11 protein-coding genes and 1 tRNA gene are annotated in these 17,057 nt (G+C 62.2%); 8 read left to right on the top strand and 4 right to left on the bottom strand.

Annotation, left to right across the window (positions count from 1 at the left end):
* The first annotated feature begins 56 nt into the window (after positions 1 to 56).
* The 5 genes from A6A03_RS05440 (at position 57) to A6A03_RS05460 (ending at position 6,185) form a co-directional block, all read left to right on the top strand.
* Positions 57 to 2,162, top strand: coding sequence for a SulP family inorganic anion transporter (locus A6A03_RS05440; RefSeq protein WP_066784534.1), 2,106 nt, complete (start codon positions 57 to 59; stop codon positions 2,160 to 2,162).
* Between the two features lie 185 nt (positions 2,163 to 2,347).
* Positions 2,348 to 2,596 carry a hypothetical protein gene (locus tag A6A03_RS05445; protein ID WP_066784536.1) on the top strand — a complete coding sequence of 83 codons (249 nt, stop codon included), beginning with the start codon at positions 2,348 to 2,350 and terminating at the stop codon, positions 2,594 to 2,596.
* A 76-nt stretch (positions 2,597 to 2,672) separates the two neighbouring features.
* Complete coding sequence (locus A6A03_RS05450; protein ID WP_066784538.1) at positions 2,673 to 4,784, top strand: SulP family inorganic anion transporter; 2,112 nt, start codon at positions 2,673 to 2,675, stop codon at positions 4,782 to 4,784.
* A gap of 41 nt (positions 4,785 to 4,825) precedes the next feature.
* Positions 4,826 to 5,809 carry a class II fructose-bisphosphatase family protein gene (locus A6A03_RS05455; RefSeq protein WP_245668852.1) on the top strand — a complete coding sequence of 328 codons (984 nt, stop codon included), beginning with the start codon at positions 4,826 to 4,828 and terminating at the stop codon, positions 5,807 to 5,809.
* A 299-nt stretch (positions 5,810 to 6,108) separates the two neighbouring features.
* Positions 6,109 to 6,185 (top strand) — tRNA-Arg (locus A6A03_RS05460).
* A gap of 604 nt (positions 6,186 to 6,789) precedes the next feature.
* Here A6A03_RS05460 and A6A03_RS05465 read toward each other — a convergent pair.
* The 3 genes from A6A03_RS05465 to trpS form a co-directional block, all read right to left on the bottom strand.
* The gene (locus tag A6A03_RS05465) at positions 6,790 to 7,332 is read right to left on the bottom strand and encodes a methylated-DNA--[protein]-cysteine S-methyltransferase (RefSeq protein ID WP_066784543.1); all 543 of its coding nucleotides are present in this window, start codon (positions 7,330 to 7,332) and stop codon (positions 6,790 to 6,792) included.
* A 10-nt stretch (positions 7,333 to 7,342) separates the two neighbouring features.
* Positions 7,343 to 8,863 carry an anthranilate synthase component I gene (trpE, locus tag A6A03_RS05470; protein WP_066784545.1) on the bottom strand — a complete coding sequence of 507 codons (1,521 nt, stop codon included), beginning with the start codon at positions 8,861 to 8,863 and terminating at the stop codon, positions 7,343 to 7,345.
* Positions 8,864 to 8,928: 65 nt separating this feature from the next.
* A complete protein-coding gene (trpS, locus tag A6A03_RS05475; protein ID WP_066784548.1) occupies positions 8,929 to 9,939 on the bottom strand; it encodes a tryptophan--tRNA ligase in 1,011 nt (336 codons plus the stop codon).
* Positions 9,940 to 10,132: 193 nt separating this feature from the next.
* Between trpS and A6A03_RS05480 the strand changes: the two genes are divergently transcribed.
* Positions 10,133 to 12,079 carry a glucosidase family protein gene (locus A6A03_RS05480; RefSeq protein WP_066784551.1) on the top strand — a complete coding sequence of 649 codons (1,947 nt, stop codon included), beginning with the start codon at positions 10,133 to 10,135 and terminating at the stop codon, positions 12,077 to 12,079.
* A 76-nt stretch (positions 12,080 to 12,155) separates the two neighbouring features.
* Here the strand turns inward: A6A03_RS05480 and A6A03_RS05485 are convergent, their stop codons facing one another.
* Entirely contained in the window at positions 12,156 to 13,517 is a 1,362-nt protein-coding gene (locus tag A6A03_RS05485; RefSeq protein WP_066784553.1) for a TrpB-like pyridoxal phosphate-dependent enzyme, read from the bottom strand.
* A 473-nt stretch (positions 13,518 to 13,990) separates the two neighbouring features.
* On the opposite strand from A6A03_RS05485, the gene A6A03_RS05490 reads away from it, so the two are divergent.
* Both A6A03_RS05490 and A6A03_RS05495 read left to right on the top strand, forming a co-directional pair.
* Positions 13,991 to 14,419: a YbjN domain-containing protein gene (locus A6A03_RS05490; protein WP_066784556.1), complete on the top strand. Its 429-nt coding sequence runs from the start codon at positions 13,991 to 13,993 to the stop codon at positions 14,417 to 14,419.
* A gap of 1,116 nt (positions 14,420 to 15,535) precedes the next feature.
* Complete coding sequence (locus A6A03_RS05495) at positions 15,536 to 17,050, top strand: phytoene desaturase family protein (protein WP_066784559.1); 1,515 nt, start codon at positions 15,536 to 15,538, stop codon at positions 17,048 to 17,050.
* Positions 17,051 to 17,057: the final 7 nt, after the last annotated feature.

Consider the following 17,057-nt stretch of genomic DNA (forward strand, 5'->3'; position numbering starts at 1 on the left):
TTGCACCTTCTTGTCGATTCGCGTTTGTTCTGCATATTGTCACACCAACCGAAGTCATGCTCGACTACTTCCGTTCAGCTACCACGTTGTTCACCCAACCCATCCGGCTGGTGCGTTCCTTCACGCCCGACACATTGCGCGCCGACTTCCTCGCCGGGTTGACCGTTGGACTCGTGTTGTTACCCCAATCGCTCGCCTTCGCGATTTTAGGCGGATTGCCACCCATTGTCGGTCTATACAGTGCGTTGACGGCGACAATCGCCGGCGCGCTGTGGGGGTCGTCGAGCCATCTCAACAGCGGCCCAACCAACACCGCCGCCATCATCACCCTCTCGGTACTGGCGCCTGTGGTCACGGTCGGCAGCGCCGACTTCGTCACGGCGGCTAGTCTGATTGCAGTCATGGCCGGAATCATCCGGTTGATCATGGGGGTGGCACGCTTGGGCATACTGGTCAACTTTGTCTCTGATGCGGTCTCGGTTGGCTTTACCGCTGGCGCCGGCATTCTCATTCTCTCAAACCAGATCAGTCCCATCTTGCGGATCGATCTCCCTCCCGGCGCCGATCTGTTTACCACCATCAGCGAGATCTCCGGCCATCTTGACGCCATCCATTGGCCATCGCTGGCGGTTGGCATGGCGACGATTGCGCTGATCGTACTTGTGCCGCGGCTGACACGCAAGATTCCGGCAGTGTTGATCAGCATTGTGGTGGTGTCGCCAGTGGTCTGGTTTCTCGATCTGAAATCGCAAGGGGTGCGGGTCATGGGGCCAGTGCCGCCGGGTTTCCCGCCGCTCGCCCAACTGCCGATCTTCGATCTCGACCTGATCGCGCACTTACTCAACGGTGCGCTCGCCTTAGCCATCATTGGGTTGGTTGAAGCAGTAGCAATTGCGCGCGCAATTGCCGGCTACACCGGCCAGCGCATTGATAGCAACCAAGAGTTCGTCGGCCAAGGCTTGGCGAATATCGTGTCAGGCATGTTTTCCGGCATGCCCTGCTCGAGCTCGTTCAACCGCTCGGCGCTGGCGTTTCAGTCTGGCGGCAAAACGGCGCTCACGGCAGTAGTTTCAGGCATCACGGTGTTTCTCGCCACCACGGTGCTGGGGCCATTGTTGGCCGAAGTGCCGCGGGCCGCGCTGGCCGGCGCATTGGCTGTAACCGCGTGGAGCATGGTTGACCGGCGCAATATGGCGCGGATCTGGCGCGGCTCGCGTAGTGAGGGGGTGATTATGGTGATCACGCTGGTGCTCACCCTCACCTTGCCGCTGCAATTCGCCATCTTGATCGGCGTGTTGATGTCGCTCGGCTATTACCTGCTGCGCACCGCGACCCCCCGCGTCGAGGCGGTCGTGCCCGATGCCGGCTTCCGCCACTGGGAGAGCGCCCAAGGCCAGCCAATGTGCCCCCAGTTGCTGGTCATCGATCTGCAAGGCGACCTCTACTTCGGCGCCGTCAACCACGTCGAAGAACACCTCCTGCGCCTGCTTGACCGCCAGCCGGGTGTGCGGTTTATGCTCTTGCGCATGCACAGCGTCAACCAGTGCGATGTCAGCGGCATTCGCGCCCTCGAAACCATCCGCCGCGCTTTGCGCGTGCGCGGTGGCGACCTCTACTTCGTGCGCGTGCGGGCCAGCGTGATGTACCGGATGCAGATCAGCGGCTTCTATGAGCAACTCGGCCCCGAACGCTTCCTCGATGAAGACAAGGCGATCGAATTTCTCTTTCACCGTGTGCTCGACCCCGCCGTCTGCATCTACGAATGCGACCGCCGCGTCTTCCGCGAATGCCAAGAGCTGCCCAAACAGGCGCTGCCAGACCACTTGACTATCCCGCTGCTCGACGGCAAGCTACCGGCCCAGATCAATGCTCGCGCCTTGTGGGAAGCGTTACACGAACCACAACCACCCACCGTCATCGATGTGCGCGAACCGCGCGAATTCCAGCGCGGCCACATTCCGGGTGCGCGCAACATCCCGCTCTCACGGCTGATCAGCGAGCGCGACGCCGTGCCGGCGGGGCCGATCGTGCTAGTCTGCCGCAGCGGGAGGCGCAGTATGAGAGCAGCGGCGTTGCTGGCCGGACGCACCCCGCCGCCGCAGGTGCTGGAGGGTGGTATGCTGGCGTGGGAAGCGGCCAATCTGCTTGAAGCGGTGGAGTAACGAAGAGACCATTGATAACGTGAGAGGGGGGATTGGCGCGGACGGACTAAAACCCGGTCTTCGCAATGCCAGAGCGGTGCAACATCGTGACGAAAATCGCGGTATGATAATAACCATATTCACAAGCAGTTCCTGATCACGATGGGATCAGCGGGCCAGCGGCCCGCGCCCCGGACAACGACGCTATGCTTGACAATATCTGTGATGAAATCTGCGGGCCAGCGGCCCGCGCCCCGGACAACGACGCTATGCTTGACGATATCCGTGATGAAATCTGCGGGCCAGCGACCCGCGCCCCGGACAACGACGCTATGCTTGACGATATCTGTGATGAAATCTGCGGACCAGCGGCCCGCGCCCCGGACAACGACGCTATGCTTGACGATATCCGTGATGAAATCTGCGGGCCAGCGGCCCGCGCCCCTGAGGCGTAGGATTGCCGGATGCATCATTGGCGCCCAATCACGATGGGATCAGCGGGCCAGCGGCCCGCGCCCGGACAACGACGCTATGCTTGACTACATACGTTCGGTTGCCACCCTCTTCATGCAGCCAATCCGGTTGGTGCGCACCTACCCACTCGAAGCGCTGCGCGCCGATCTGTTCGCCGGCCTGACCGTCGGGTTGGTGTTGTTGCCGCAAGGGTTAGCCTTCGCCATTCTGGCCGGATTACCGCCGATCGTCGGCCTGTATAGCGCGATGACGGCCACCATTGTCGGCGCGTTATGGGGATCGTCATCGCACCTCAACAGCGGCCCATCCACCACCGGCGCGATTTTGACCCTCTCGGTCTTGTTGCCGGTTGCCCAGATCGGTAGCGATGAGTTTGTGCTGGCGGCAAGCATGATCGCCATTATGGCCGGGATCATCCGGTTACTGATGGGCATTGCCCGGCTGGGCATGCTGGTCACGTTTATCTCTGATGCGGTGGCTATCGGTTTTACTGCGGGATCCGGTCTGCTGATTTTATTCAATCAGGTGGGACCGATCGTGCGGATCACCATCCCGCCCGGTGCGGGCATTCCGGCGATTATTGCTGAGACCTTCGCCCAACTGACCGCCATTCATTGGCCGTCATTGGCGGCCGGCGCAACGACGATTGCGCTGATCTACCTGATCCCGCGGATCACCCGCAAACTACCGGCTGCACTCTTGAGCATGGCGATTGTCACTCTTGCGACGGCGCTCTTGGGTGCAGAACAATACGGTATCCGGCTGATGGGTGACATCCCGCCGGGTTTTCCGCCCCTTGCCAACCTCCCCATCTTCGATCTCAACTTGATCGGCCAGCTCGCTAACGGCGCGCTGGCCTTGGCCATTATCGGTCTGGTCGAAGCGATAGCCATCGGGCGCGCGATTGCCGGCTACACCGGCCAGCGCATTGACAGCAACCAAGAGTTTGTCGGGCAGGGGTTAGCGAACATCATCTCCGGAACCTTCTCCGGCATGCCCTGCTCTGGCTCGTTCAACCGCTCGGCGCTGGCGTATCAGGCCGGCGGCAAGACGGCTCTCACCGCTGTTATTTCAGGGGTAACGGTGTTGCTGGGAACGGCGGTTCTGAGCGATGTGCTCGAGATGATCCCCCGTCCGGCGATTGCTGGCACGCTCATGGTCGCCTCCTTGGGGATGATCGATCACCGCGGCATGGTACGGATTTGGCGCGGCTCGCGCGGCGAAGCGGTGATTATGGTGGTCACGCTGGCGCTGACCCTCACCTTGCCGCTGCAATTCGCCATCTTGATCGGCGTGTTGATGTCGCTTGGCTATTACCTGCTGCGCACGGCAATGCCACGGGTGGAAGCCGTAACACCCGATGAAGGCTTTCGCCATTGGGAAAGCGCCCAAGGCCGCCCGATGTGCCCCCAGTTGCTCGTGGTCGATCTGCAAGGCGACCTCTACTTCGGCGCGGTCAACCACGTCGAAGAACACCTTCTGCGCTTGCTCGACCGCCACCGCAGCGCACGATTTATGCTCTTGCGCATGCACAGCGTCAATCAGTGTGATGTCAGCGGTCTGCGCGCGCTCGAAACTATCCGCCGCGTCTTGCGCGTGCGCGGCGGCGACCTCTACTTCGTGCGCGTGCGGGCCAGCGTGATGTACCGGATGCAGATCAGCGGCTTCTACGAGCAGCTCGGCCCCGAACGCTTCCTCGATGAAGACAAGGCGATCGAATTTCTCTTCCACCGTGTGCTTGACCCCGCCGTCTGCATCTACGAATGCGACCGCCGCGTCTTCCGTGAGTGCCAAGAGCTACCCAAACAGACGCTGCCGGGTCACTTGACCATCCCGCTGCTCGACGGCAAGCCGCCGGCCCAGATTGCCCCCCGCGCTTTGTGGGAAGCGTTGCATAGCCCACAGCCGCCCGTGATCATCGATGTGCGCGAACCGCGCGAATTCCAGCGCGGCCACATTCCCGGCGCGCGCAACATCCCGCTCTCGCGGCTGATCAGCGAGCGCGACGCCGTACCGGCAGGGCCGATCGTGCTAGTCTGCCGCAGCGGGAGGCGGAGTATGCGAGCGGCAGCATTGCTAGCCGGACGCACTCCGCCGCCGCAGGTGCTGAAAGGTGGCATGTTAGCGTGGGAAGCGGCCAATTTGCTTGAGGCCGTCGAGCAATTTTGATCGACATTAGACAGTCGCTACCGGAAATGGCAGAGGACACGATGATGGACATCCCCTTATCACAACGGCTCGGCCCCAACACTGGCCTTGATCTGGTGCGCGCCACCGAAGCAGCGGCGATTGCCGCGGCCCGGCTGATGGGGCGCGGCGAAATCGAAGAGGCGGATCGGGCGGCGGCCACCGCAATGGCCGCGGCGCTGGCCAACCTCGAACTTGATGGCCGGCTGGCGATGGGTGAAGAGGTGCGAGCGATGGCCAGCACGCCGCTGCCCGGCGGCACACAGGTTGGCACCGGCAATGGGCCGCCGGCGGATTTGATCGTGGATCCAGTTGATGGCCGGCGCCAGTTAGCGCAAGGACGCGCCGGAGCGGTCTCATTTGCCGCAGTAACGAACCGCGGCGCATTGTGGGCGCCGCATCCAGCCGCATATATGGAAAAGATCATTGTCGGGCCTGAGATTGCGCCCTATCTGGTGCCGGAATGCCTCGATGCGCCGGCAGGTTGGACGCTGGCGCTCGTGGCGCGCGCTACCCGGCGCACGGTGCGCGATCTGGTCGTCTTTGTGCTTGATCGGCCTCGCCATGCCCACCTGATCGAAGAGATCCGGTCGGCTGGCGCACGGGTCATGCTGGCCGATGATGGCGACATCTACGGCGCCCTGCTCGCAACTATGCCCGGCACCAATGTCGATCTCCTGATGGGGATTGGCGGCGCGCCAGAGGGGGTGCTGGCGGCGTGTGCGATTAAATCGCTCGGTGGAGCGATGCTGGCTCGCCTCGCCCCACAGAGCGAAGCTGAGCGCGAGGCGATTACCCGCGCCGGTCTTGACACCAAACGCATCTTGACCTGCGACGATATTGTCAGCAGCAACCAGATCTTTTTTGTCGCCACCGGCATCACCGACAGCATCTTGTTGCGCGGGGTGCGCTTGGCCGGCGATCGAGCCGAGACTAACTCGCTGATTCTGCGCTGCGAAACCCGCACCCGCCGCTTGATCTTCGCCGAGCATTTGTTGACGGGGTAAAGAGAGCACAGCAGTTGCCGGCCCAGCGATGGCGAGACACAATGCGCACCCTTCGCCGACTACAGCGCGATAGATGTACGCTTATCCTATCTGCGGGAGAAGGGAGACTTATGTGTCCTGATGACCAACCCGAACGATCCAACCGAGAGGTTCGCTGAGCAACGCTACTCGTGAGACAGGCCATTGGGCGCGAAGAGCATTCCAAGCCGGTATGATTCAATGCTGCCGGCCCCTTCCGGCGCGAGACCGATTTGCATAATTGCCGAGATTGTGCTATAATCCGGGGGTGAAATGAATACGACCCCGTAGCTCAGTGGATTAGAGCGTTTCCCTGCGGAGGAAAAGGTCGCGCGTTCGAGTCGCGCCGGGGTCGCCAGCCAGCCCGCCGAGATGGCGGGTTTTATGTTGGCCGCATTCAACCCTCACTCCCCGCCTGTCATTGCGCGGGGGCGCAGCCCCCGAAGCAATCTCCCCCTTCAACGGCAACGGTGCGATCAGGCATTAGCTCTCGCTGAAGCGGGGGATTGCTTCGGTCGGGCGGCCCCGCTACGCTGGGGGCCGCCACTCCCTCGCAATGACAACCGAACACACCGCCGCGTCCGCATTATGACATCAGCACACATTGAGGGGCGCGGACAGAACATGTGGTCGGTCAAAGCCGTTGATCGCTATGCAGTGCCTCGAAGCCCGGCTCTACACTCCCCTCTCCCGCGCCAGTGGGAGAGGGGCTGGGGGTGAGGGTGAAATAGCCTATCTCAAAGCTATCAACCGCCTTCACGCTTATAGGTTCTGTCTGCCCTTGAACCCCGCTGGGGGAGGGGCGCTGGGTTCCTTCCTTCCCCGCCGGGGGAGGGCCGGGAAGCGGATTATGATTGCCCCCACCCCAACCCCTCCCCCGCTGGGGGAGGGGCACTGGGTTCCTTTCTTCCTCAGCGGGGGAGGGGCAAAGGGTGGGGGCATTTTTCCCGCAAAGGACGATGCTATCCCTCCGGCAACAACACCCCCTCAAGCGCCAACAAGGCCCGTTTACGCTCGATGCCCCAGCGAAAGCCGTGCAGCTTGCCGTCAGCGCCGAGGGCGCGGTGACAGGGCACTACGATCGCCAGCGGATTAGTTGCGCAGGCCCGGCCCACGGCCCGCGCCGCCGTCACCGGCAGGCCGAGGTCGCGGGCCAGTTGGCCATAGGTGCGGGTGCTGCCGCGCGGGATGGCTTGCAGCGCCTGCCATACCCGCTGTTGGAAGGGCGTGCCGTGCAGATCGAGCGGCAACGGCGGCAGATCGGCTTCGTTGCGCAGATAGGCCGCGATCGCCGCGGCTGCCGCACCGGGCGCAGCGCCAGCACTGATTGGCGCTGCCGGATATTCGGCGCGGAGCGCGGCGAGCAGGGTGGCGTCGTCGTCGCCGAGGTAGACGGCGCAGAGGCCGGCGGCGGTGGCGGCGACCAGCACCCGGCCTAGCGGGCTAGCGGCGAAGGCGACGGTGATAGGGTTATTCGTGATCACGGCGCGCTCAAGGCGAGGCATGCCTCGCCTGCTAGGATGATGGGCTACCAGCTTGCAATTCTTCCGCCAGATCGATCGCGCGCAACGACGCCGCCGCTTTGTTGCAACTCTCGTTGAATTCGTATTCGGGCGTGCTATCGGCGACCACGCCGGCGGCGGCTTGGGCATAGGCAACGCCATCTTTGACGATCAACGTGCGCAAGGCGATGCAGGTGTCAAGGTCGCCGTTGAAGCCGAGGTGGCCGACCGCGCCGGCATAGACGCCGCGCTGCTCGCCTTCGAGTTCGGCGATGATCTCCATCGAGCGAATCTTGGGCGCGCCGGTGACGGTGCCGGCGGGGAAGCAGGCGCGCAAGGCGTCGATCGGCTTCAGATCGGCGCGTAATCTGCCGGTGACCTCTGACACAATATGTTGCACGTGGCTATACTTCTCAATGGTCATAAAGACCGGCACCTGCACCGTGCCGGGTTCGCTGATCCGGCCCAGATCGTTCCGGCCCAAATCCACCAGCATCAGATGCTCGGCGCGCTCTTTTTCGTCAGCCAGCAGCTCGGCGGCCAGCCGCTCGTCTTCGGCGGCATCACGCCCGCGCCAGCGCGTGCCGGCAATCGGGCGGGTCGTGACCTTGCCATCGCGCACCTGCACCAGCATTTCGGGGGACGCGCCGACTAGATCGCCTTCGCCGGTGCGAATGTAAAACATATACGGCGACGGGTTGATTGTGCGCAGGGCGCGATAGATGGTGAAGCTGTCGGCGCTGGTGGCCTTGCTGAAGCGTTGGGAAATCTGCACTTGAAAGATGTCGCCGGCCATGATGTACTCTTTGGCCCGCAACACTGCCGCCTTAAACTCGGCTTCGGTACGGTTCGAGACCGCCGGATTCGGCACGACGCGCGCCGGCGTATTGTGCGGCTCGTAGTTGCGCAGGCTGAAGCCGATGGTCGGCGGCAGCGGCTTTTGCAGCCGGGCAATCAACGTCTCGATCCGGTGGACGGCGCGCTGATACTCGGCGGCCAGATCTTCGACATCGAGATGGACGTGCGAGATGACGATGATTTTGTGGCGGACGTGGTCGAAGGCGAGCAGCGTATCGACAAACATCCACCAGCTATCGGGCATGTCGTAGGGGCGCACTGGCGGCACCGGCAGCCGCTCGAAGTAGCGGGCCGATTCGTAGTTGAGATAGCCGACCGCGCCGCCGACGAAGATCGGCAGGTTGGGCAGGCGGATCGGGCGGTAGGCGTTGAGGTAGCTCTCAAGCACGATCAGCGGATCGGTGTACGAGAGAGTCTGCTTGTAGCCGCCATGGGTCGCCTGCGCCACGCCGTCGTGCATGCGCAGCACCATATAGGGATCGCTGCCGATGAACGAATAGCGCCCCACATTCTGCCCGCCGGTCACGCTTTCCAACAGAAAGCCGAGACCGTTCTGCGCAATCTTGAGATAGGCCGATACCGGCGTTTCCAGATCGGCCATAATCTCGCGGTAGATCGGGCAGAGGTTGCCCTGCCGGCGCAAGTCGTACATCTGGTCAAGGGTTGGGTAATACATGTCGATATCCTTAATATCCTAACGCTTCCGTAACGGCGCACCACTGCGCGCCGCCACCGGCGGGATTATTTCCGATCATTCGGCAACACAAACCCCACCCGCTCAAGGATCAGGGTCATCTTTGGTTCGGCGACGGCCCGCGCCTGTTCGGCACCAATCGCCAGAATGCGATCCAGCTCAGCCGGATCGTTCATCAACTGGTAGTACCGCTCGCGGATGGGGCGGAGCGACTCGACCACGACTTCGGCAACCTCCTTTTTCAGCGCGCCATAGCCTTTGCCGGCGAAATGAGCCTCAATCTCAGGCCGGCTCTTCCCGGTGAGCAGCTCGTAGATTTGCAAGAGATTGTTCACGCCGGCCCGCTCTGGATCATCGCTAAAGCGGATTTCGTTGTAGGAATCGGTGACGGCCCGCTTAATCGCCCAGCGAATCTCGTCGGGGTCATCGACAATGCGGATGGCATGGCCGCGGGTGTTGTCCGATTTGCTCATCTTGGCCGATGGATCGTTCAACCCCATAATCCGGGCGCCGCTCTCGCGGATCACCGGCTTGGGAATGACGAACGTCTCGCCGTAGAGATGGTTGAAGCGCTGGGCCAGATCGCGGGTCAGCTCAATATGCTGCTTCTGATCCTCGCCCACCGGCACCTCATCGGCGTCGTAGAGCAGAATGTCGGCGGCCATCAGCACCGGATAGGTGAGCAAACCGGTCATCACGCTCTCTTGCTTTTGGGCTTTGGTCTTGTATTGGGTCATACGTTCGAGCCAACCCAACGGCGTGACGCAGCTAAACACCCACGAACATTCGGCATGGGCGCGCACGTGGCTCTGCACGAAGAGCGTCGTCTGCTGCGGATCGATCCCGCAGGCAAGCAACAGCGCGGCGAGTTCGCGGGTTTGCTGGCGCAGCGCTGCCGGCTCTTGCGGCACCGTAATCGCGTGCAGGTCAACGATACAGATAAAGTTGGTCTTTTGGCCCTGCCCGGCCACCCATTGCTGGATGGCGCCCAAATAGTTGCCGATATGCAGATTGCCCGAAGGCTGAATGCCGGAAAAGACCCGTGGTTTGCGTTCCATAAGCTACCCTCTTGTCAATGTCTATCGCCAAAGGTGTGGTACGAAGAAGCCAGCTCTATTGACCGCCGAGTTCGCAGAGGATGCCGAGGAGCAACCCCATCTCCTCTCCAGCAGCCTGCGCCTCGTCAGAGCGTTCCCGCAACAATGCTATACTAGGAATATCGTTGCCCTTCATCAGCGTTTTAGGTACACAATGAAGCGTTTGATCCTCTTGTTTGCTCTGATCGGGCTGCTCGCCAGCCTGAGCGCGCCGATCACGCCGGCGCTGGCCGAGCCGTCCGCAACCTTCACCAGCCTCAACCCCGTGGTGCAGCCACTAGCGTCCGCGCCGGTGGCAGTGCGCATCAGCGGGTATGATGGCCCAGCCACCTTGCTCATCTTCGACAGCCGCGGTCGCTTCGCCGGCGCGTTTGGACTGACCATCGCCAACGGCGACGGATGGGTCGAAGTGACGCCGCGCGGCGGGTTGGGCGACCATTGGGCCGCGCTCTTCACGGCTGACGGGCGGATGGTGGCTAACGGCACCATCTACCGGCTGGAGGCCGAAACCACCCTGCGCACCGGCGTGGCCGGTTACGACCGGCTGTACCCGACGGTGCGCCAGTTTATGGCCGCCGACCGGCTGAGCTACCGGCTCGACGGGCAACTGGTGGCCGGCTACCGCTCGCCTGACAGCCCATTGCTCTGGCTGCGCGACCATTATTACCAAAACCGTGCGTTTCGCTACTTCGAGACCGATCTGCGCTCGTTGCCGGAAGCGTTCGCCCGCGTGCAAGCGCCTGACGGCAGCCTGCCCGACTTTCTGGCCCGCCCGGAATGGAACATCGCCGCATTTCGCACCCCGGTCGAGGCCGACGTAGAATACCTCTTCGTGCAGTTGATCTACGAAACGTGGCAAGTCACCGGCGACACGGCGTGGATGCTGCGCATGCTGCCGGCGGCGCAACGCGCCATCGACTACACGATACGCGATCCGCTGCGCTGGGAACCGGCGCTGGGTTTGGTCAAGCGCCCATTCACCATCGACACGTGGGATTACGAATACGGCCCGCCGATGATCAACCCAAACACCGGCGAACTGGGGCCGCGCCATTGGATCGACGACCAGACCAAGTGGGGCATCTTCCACGGCGACAACACCGGCTTGGCGGCGGCGCTCAATATGCTGGCGCTGATGGAAGAGGCGGCGGGGCAGGCCGATCTGGCCGCCGTGCGCCGCACCATCGCCGCTGACCTGATGGTGCGCCTCAATGCGCTGAGTTGGAATGGTCGCTTCTACACCCACCATGTCAAACTCATTCCCTACGACGTACCCGGCGTCAACGAAGCCGAGCAACTGAGCCTCTCGAACGCGATTGCACTCAATCGCGGCGTCTTGACCGAAACGCAAGGGCGCGCGATTGTCGCCGAATACCTGCGCCGCTTGAACGATCCGAACCGGATCGCCTTCGCCGAATGGTACAGCATCGACCCGCCCTTCCCGGCAGGCGCATTCGGCATGAATGGCCGGTTGGGCGAACGTCCGGGAGAGTACGTTAACGGCGGCGTGATGCCGCTGGTCGGCGGCGAACTGGCCCGCGGCGCATTCCGGTACGGTTATGAAGCCTACGGCTTTAACATCGTGCAACGCTACATTGACCTGATCGAACGCACCGGCGCGACCTACCTCTGGTATTACCCGACCGGCGGGATCGCCCCGGTAAACGAATTTTTGCCCACCGACGGCTGGGGCGCGAGCGCCATGCTCGGCGCGCTGGTTGAAGGCGCTGCCGGGATCGAAGACCGGCACATCGCCTTCAACACCGTCACCATCTCGCCGCGCTGGCCAGCCGATCCAGTTTACGCGATCCGCGATGTTTACGCGGTGGCCCGCTACGCCGCCGGCGACGGCTATGTCGCCTATCGCTGGCAATACACGCCGGCAACAGCCAACCAGCCGGGCCGGATCGATCTCACCGCCACCGGCAGCGGCGACAGCTTCCGCTTGCGCCTGCTCGTGCCGGCAGGAGCGACGCCGCAAACCGTGACCCTCAACGGCGCGCCGGTTCCCGTGCAGATCGAGCAGATCGGTGTTAGCCGGTACGCTGTCATCGCCGCCGCCGGGCCGGTCACCACTGTGAGCGTCACGTTAAGCCGGTAGTAGCGACAAATGCCGCTGTGTCTACAGTAGGGCCACAGCGGCGCTGTGGCCCTACGTGGCCCTCCTGTGCCTCCCCTCACGCACCCACCGACGGCAAGCCGGCCAACGCCATCGCCACCTCGGCGTCGGAATACTCGTAATCGCGCAACTTGCCAGCCTGATAATCCATATAGGCCTGCAAGTCGAAATGGCCGTGACCGCACAGATTGAACAGAATCACCTCGCTCTTACCCTCCTCCTTGCAGCGGAGCGCCTCGCGGATCACGCCGGCGATGGCGTGATTGGCTTCAGGCGCGGGCAAGATGCCTTCAAGGCGGGCAAATTGCACGCCGGCGGCAAAGGTTTCGAGCTGCTGGATGGCAATCGCCTCAATCACACCCAACTCTAGCAGATGGCTGACGAGCGGGGCCATGCCGTGGTAGCGCAGACCGCCGGCGTGAATGCCGGGAGGCACGAAGGTGCTGCCAAGGGTGTGCATCTTGACCAGCGGGGTCAGGTGGGCCGTATCACCGTAATCGTAGGCATACTTGCCCTTGGTCAGCGACGGGCAAGCCGCCGGCTCGACCGCCACCACCCGCAGCGGACGCTCGCCGCGCAGCTTCGCGCCGATGAACGGGAAGGCAATGCCGGCGAAGTTCGAGCCGCCGCCGGTGCATCCCACCACCACATCAGGATAATCGCCGGCCATCTCCATCTGGATCATCGCCTCTTGGCCGATTACCGTCTGGTGGAGGAGGACGTGATTGAGCACGCTGCCGAGCGCGTAGCGGGTATCATCGCGCTGGGCCGCCACTTCCACCGCCTCAGAGATCGCGATGCCAAGGCTGCCGGTGCTATCGGGATGTTCGGCCAAAATCGCGCGGCCCGACGCCGTCTCGGTACTGGGGCTTGCAATCACCCGCGCGCCGTAAGTCTCCATCAGCGCCCGGCGATAGGGCTTCTGGTTGTAGCTGACTTTGACCATAAACACCTCGACCTCAAGGCCGAAGAGCGCGCCGGCGAAGGCGAGCGACGATCCCCACTGGCCAGCGCCGGTTTCGGTCACGAGCCGGCGCACACCTTCGATCTTGTTGTAGTAGGCCTGCGCGACTGCCGTATTCGGCTTATGGCTGCCGGCTGGGCTGACACCCTCGTACTTGTAGTAAATGCGGGCCGGCGTATCGAGCGCGCGCTCAAGCCGGCGGGCGCGGAAGAGGGGCGTTGGCCGCCACTGCCGGTAAATCGCGCGTACCTCATCGGGAATCGGGATCGTGCGCTCGGTGCTGACCTCTTGCTTGATCAGCTCCATCGGGAAGAGCGGCGCGAGATCGGCAGGGCCGATCGGCTGGCCAGTCGCCGGATGCAACGGCGGCGGCGGCAGAGAAGGCAGATCGGCGGCGATGTTGTACCACGACTCCGGCAGGCGGTCTTCGCTGAGCAGATACTTAACCGTTTCCACAGAACCCTCCTCGCAGCAAGAAACCAACAAAAAAACTCTCGACCAAATTGGTCGAGAGACGGGGAAACCGCGGTGCCACTCTCGTTCGCCGCTGCTCGCGCAAACGGCGCACTCTACAGGTGCTGCCGGCTCAGCCGTTCCACACCTAGCGCCCTGATAACGGTGGCGTCTCCGGCAACGGCTACTGCGGGGCCAACCCGGTTCGCCGCGCGACTCACAGGCCCATTCACAAGCGCCGAACTCGCCGATCTCGCACCACCACCGGCTCGCTGGACTGTCGCCACGCTTGCTACTCTTCCTGATCAACGTCAGCTATTTGAATGTGACGGCAGTATACCATTCCCGGCGGCGAGTGTCAATGCAGGATGGTTGCACCGCAGCGGGTGCAGAGGCTTAACGGTTTGGCCATGTTCATCAGCCGCGCGACTGCTATAATGAAAGCGTCATCAGCCATTCGCAGAAAGGGAACATCAATGTCAACAGCCGGCAGCGCGCCCGATGAGCTGGTCTATCCCAACCAGATCAGCAAAGAGTGGTTATTCGACCTCTACAACAACGCTTATTTTGAGGTTGAACGCGATAGCGACGGCGACGTGTGCATCCGGCAAGGCTTTCGCATCTGGGCCTTCCCAATCCGCGAAGGCGAACAGATCCGGTTTATGAGCCAGTTTCGGGCTAGTCCGGCGCATGATCTGGCCGACCGGCTGCTATACGTTAACCGTGTCAACGACGAGCTGCACATCGTGCGCGCCTATGTCGATCGCGACGGCGACATCGGTTTTGACGGCTATCTGGTTGTATCGGGTGGAGTCACCCGGCGCAACATCATCTTTGCCACCCGCACCTTCATTGATCACGTGCGGGCCGCATTGGCGAAAGACGAGACGGATGTGATTGCGTAAGCTCCCATGTTCTCCCCTTAAGGGGCAGACAGAACCTCTCATCCGGCACCCGGCCCTGATGGGCCGGGCTATTCATACGCAGCCCGCTGCGCGGGTTGCTGGCCCACAAGCCCCACTCTCCCACCTGACAGCGGGGTCAAGGGCAGACAGAACATTTAATCGAGCACAACGTTGATAGCTGTGTGATGCCTCAACACTGGGCACTTCGCTCCCCTCTCCCGCGCCAGTGGGAGCGGGGCTGGAGTGAGGGTACCCCAGCACCCGCATTCCTTCTGTCATTGCGAGGGAGGGGCGGCCCGCAACCACGCTGGGGCCGCCCGACCGAAGCAATCTCCCGCTTTGCCGCAACGGGTTCACTCCGTGCTCGTGGGGGATTGCTTCGCCGCGCGCGGGCAGAGCGGTGCGCTGCCCCTGCGCTTGGCTCGCAATGACAATGGGCGAGCGAGGGGACAACCCGCTCCCCAGCCTTCCCCCAGCAAGGTTCACGGGCGGAGAGAACCTCTGATCCGGAACCCGGCCCTAATGGGCCGGGCTATCCTTACGAAGTCCGCTGCGCGGGTTGCTGGCCCTCACCCTTAGCCCACTCTCCTACCTGACGGCGGGATCAAGAGCGAGCTGACAACCCCTGCCGTGACCGCTGAATGTTGCGTCTATGGAATGTACACCGAATCCACAGCGTGCCGATTGAATTTGAAATTCAGGTTAGTCATGGGTTGGATCATATTCGCATGAATCAACAACGGCCACCTGTCGTAGGCGGCCGGAGAGAGGGGGAGTGAGGGCGGTGTGTAGATTGGGAGTTTTTTTGTCTTGCGGCGACCACCGCAAATCGCTTCGCTTGACGGTATGCACTATAGCAATCTTAGATTAGCCGCAGATTAATCGAATATTAGATGCGTGTTAACGTCTCGCCAAGCACGGTGAACCACACATGTTATCCACAATTCCACCAGTTATCCACAATTTGTACGCTAAGCCGTTGCGGATGGGGAGGAGAGAGTAGAGAGACAGGTTGCCTAGCGAACCCCGCTGCAATCTCAGCGTGACCAGCTTAGAAAAGCGGTGTATACTCAAACAGGAGGTCTCTGCACAGGAACGTAGATAGAGGAGTAGAGCGTGTCACAACGGATTGTGATTGTCGGCGCCGGGCCGGGCGGATTAGCGACCGCTATCCGGCTGGCCGGGCGCGGGTATCAGGTAGAAATCTTTGAAGCGGTTGATCGTCCGGGCGGACGGATGCGTGGCTTCTCGCTCGGCGATTATCATTTTGACACCGGGCCGACCATCTTGCAAGTGCCGCGGGTCTACGACGAACTGTTCAGCAGCGCTGGGTTGCGCTTTAGCGATTATGTGACGCTCGTGCGGCTCGATCCAAACACGCGGATCCGGTTTTGGGATGGCGAATACCTTGATCTCACCTCAAACACCGCCGCCTTCAAAGCGCAACTAGCCCGCTTTGATCCTGCCTTGCCCGCCGAATTCGAGCGGTGGTACATCGAGCATATCCGCAAGAACGTGGTTGGCTACGAACCATACCTCGGCACGCCGGTGCGGACGCCGCTCGGCTACCTTAAGCCGCGCGAAGTGGCGGCGGCGCTGGCCTTCCGGCCTTGGGAAAGCCTCTACGACCACTTCAAGCGCTTCTTCCGCGACGAGCGGGTGGTGTACGCACTGTCGTACCAAGCGAAATACCTTGGCATGCACCCCACGGCCTGTTCGAGCGTCTTTAGCCTTGTCACCTTCCTCGAATTCGCCGAAGGCATCTGGCACCCGATCGGCGGCTTCCGGGCGCTGGCGGCGGGGTTGGCCAAAGCGGCGACCGATCTTGGCGTGACGATTCATTACAACCGCCCTGTCAAGCAAGTGATGGTCGAAGGCGGCGCCGCGACCGGCATCGAGCTGGCCGATGGAGAGCGGGTGCGCGCGGACGCGGTGGTGGTCAACGCTGACTTTGGCCACGCGCTGACGCATATCATCCCGCCGCATGCGCGAGGCAAGTACACCGATCAAAAACTGAACTCAATGGAGTTCTCGTGCTCGACCTTTATGCTCTATTTGGGGGTCAACCGGCGCTGGGACGATCTGCCGCACCATCAGCTCTACCTGTCATCAAGCATTCGCCGCAACGACCCGCTCTGGGCTAAGAGCGCGGTGCTTGATGAAGACGACCCATCATTCTACGTCTGCAACCCAACGATCGTCGATCCAGCCAACGCACCTCCCGGCCACAGCACGCTGTTTGTGTTGGTGCCGGTGCCTAATTTGCGCTACCCGGTTGATTGGCCGGCGGTCGAGCAGCGCTACCGCGACCTGATCATTCGCCAGATGGCCAAACTCGGTTTTGAAGATGTCGAACGCCACATCGTGGTTGAGCGGCGTTACACCGCCGAGACGTGGCGCGACGAGCACCACACCTACCTTGGCGCAGTCTTCAACCTGATCCACAGTTGGAGCCAGCTCGGCCCGTTCCGGCCCCACATCCGGCACGACGGCGCGCGCAACCTCTACTGGATCGGCGGCGCCGTGCATCCGGGCAGCGGGTTGATGACGATTTTAGAGGCGGCCAAGAGTGCGGTGCATTTCATTAGCGAAGACGTGCCTTTGGCGCAACCAGCGCCAGTCGGACGGTAAGGTCAAT

This window comes from Chloroflexus islandicus, assembly GCF_001650695.1.
Taxonomy (GTDB): domain Bacteria; phylum Chloroflexota; class Chloroflexia; order Chloroflexales; family Chloroflexaceae; genus Chloroflexus; species Chloroflexus islandicus.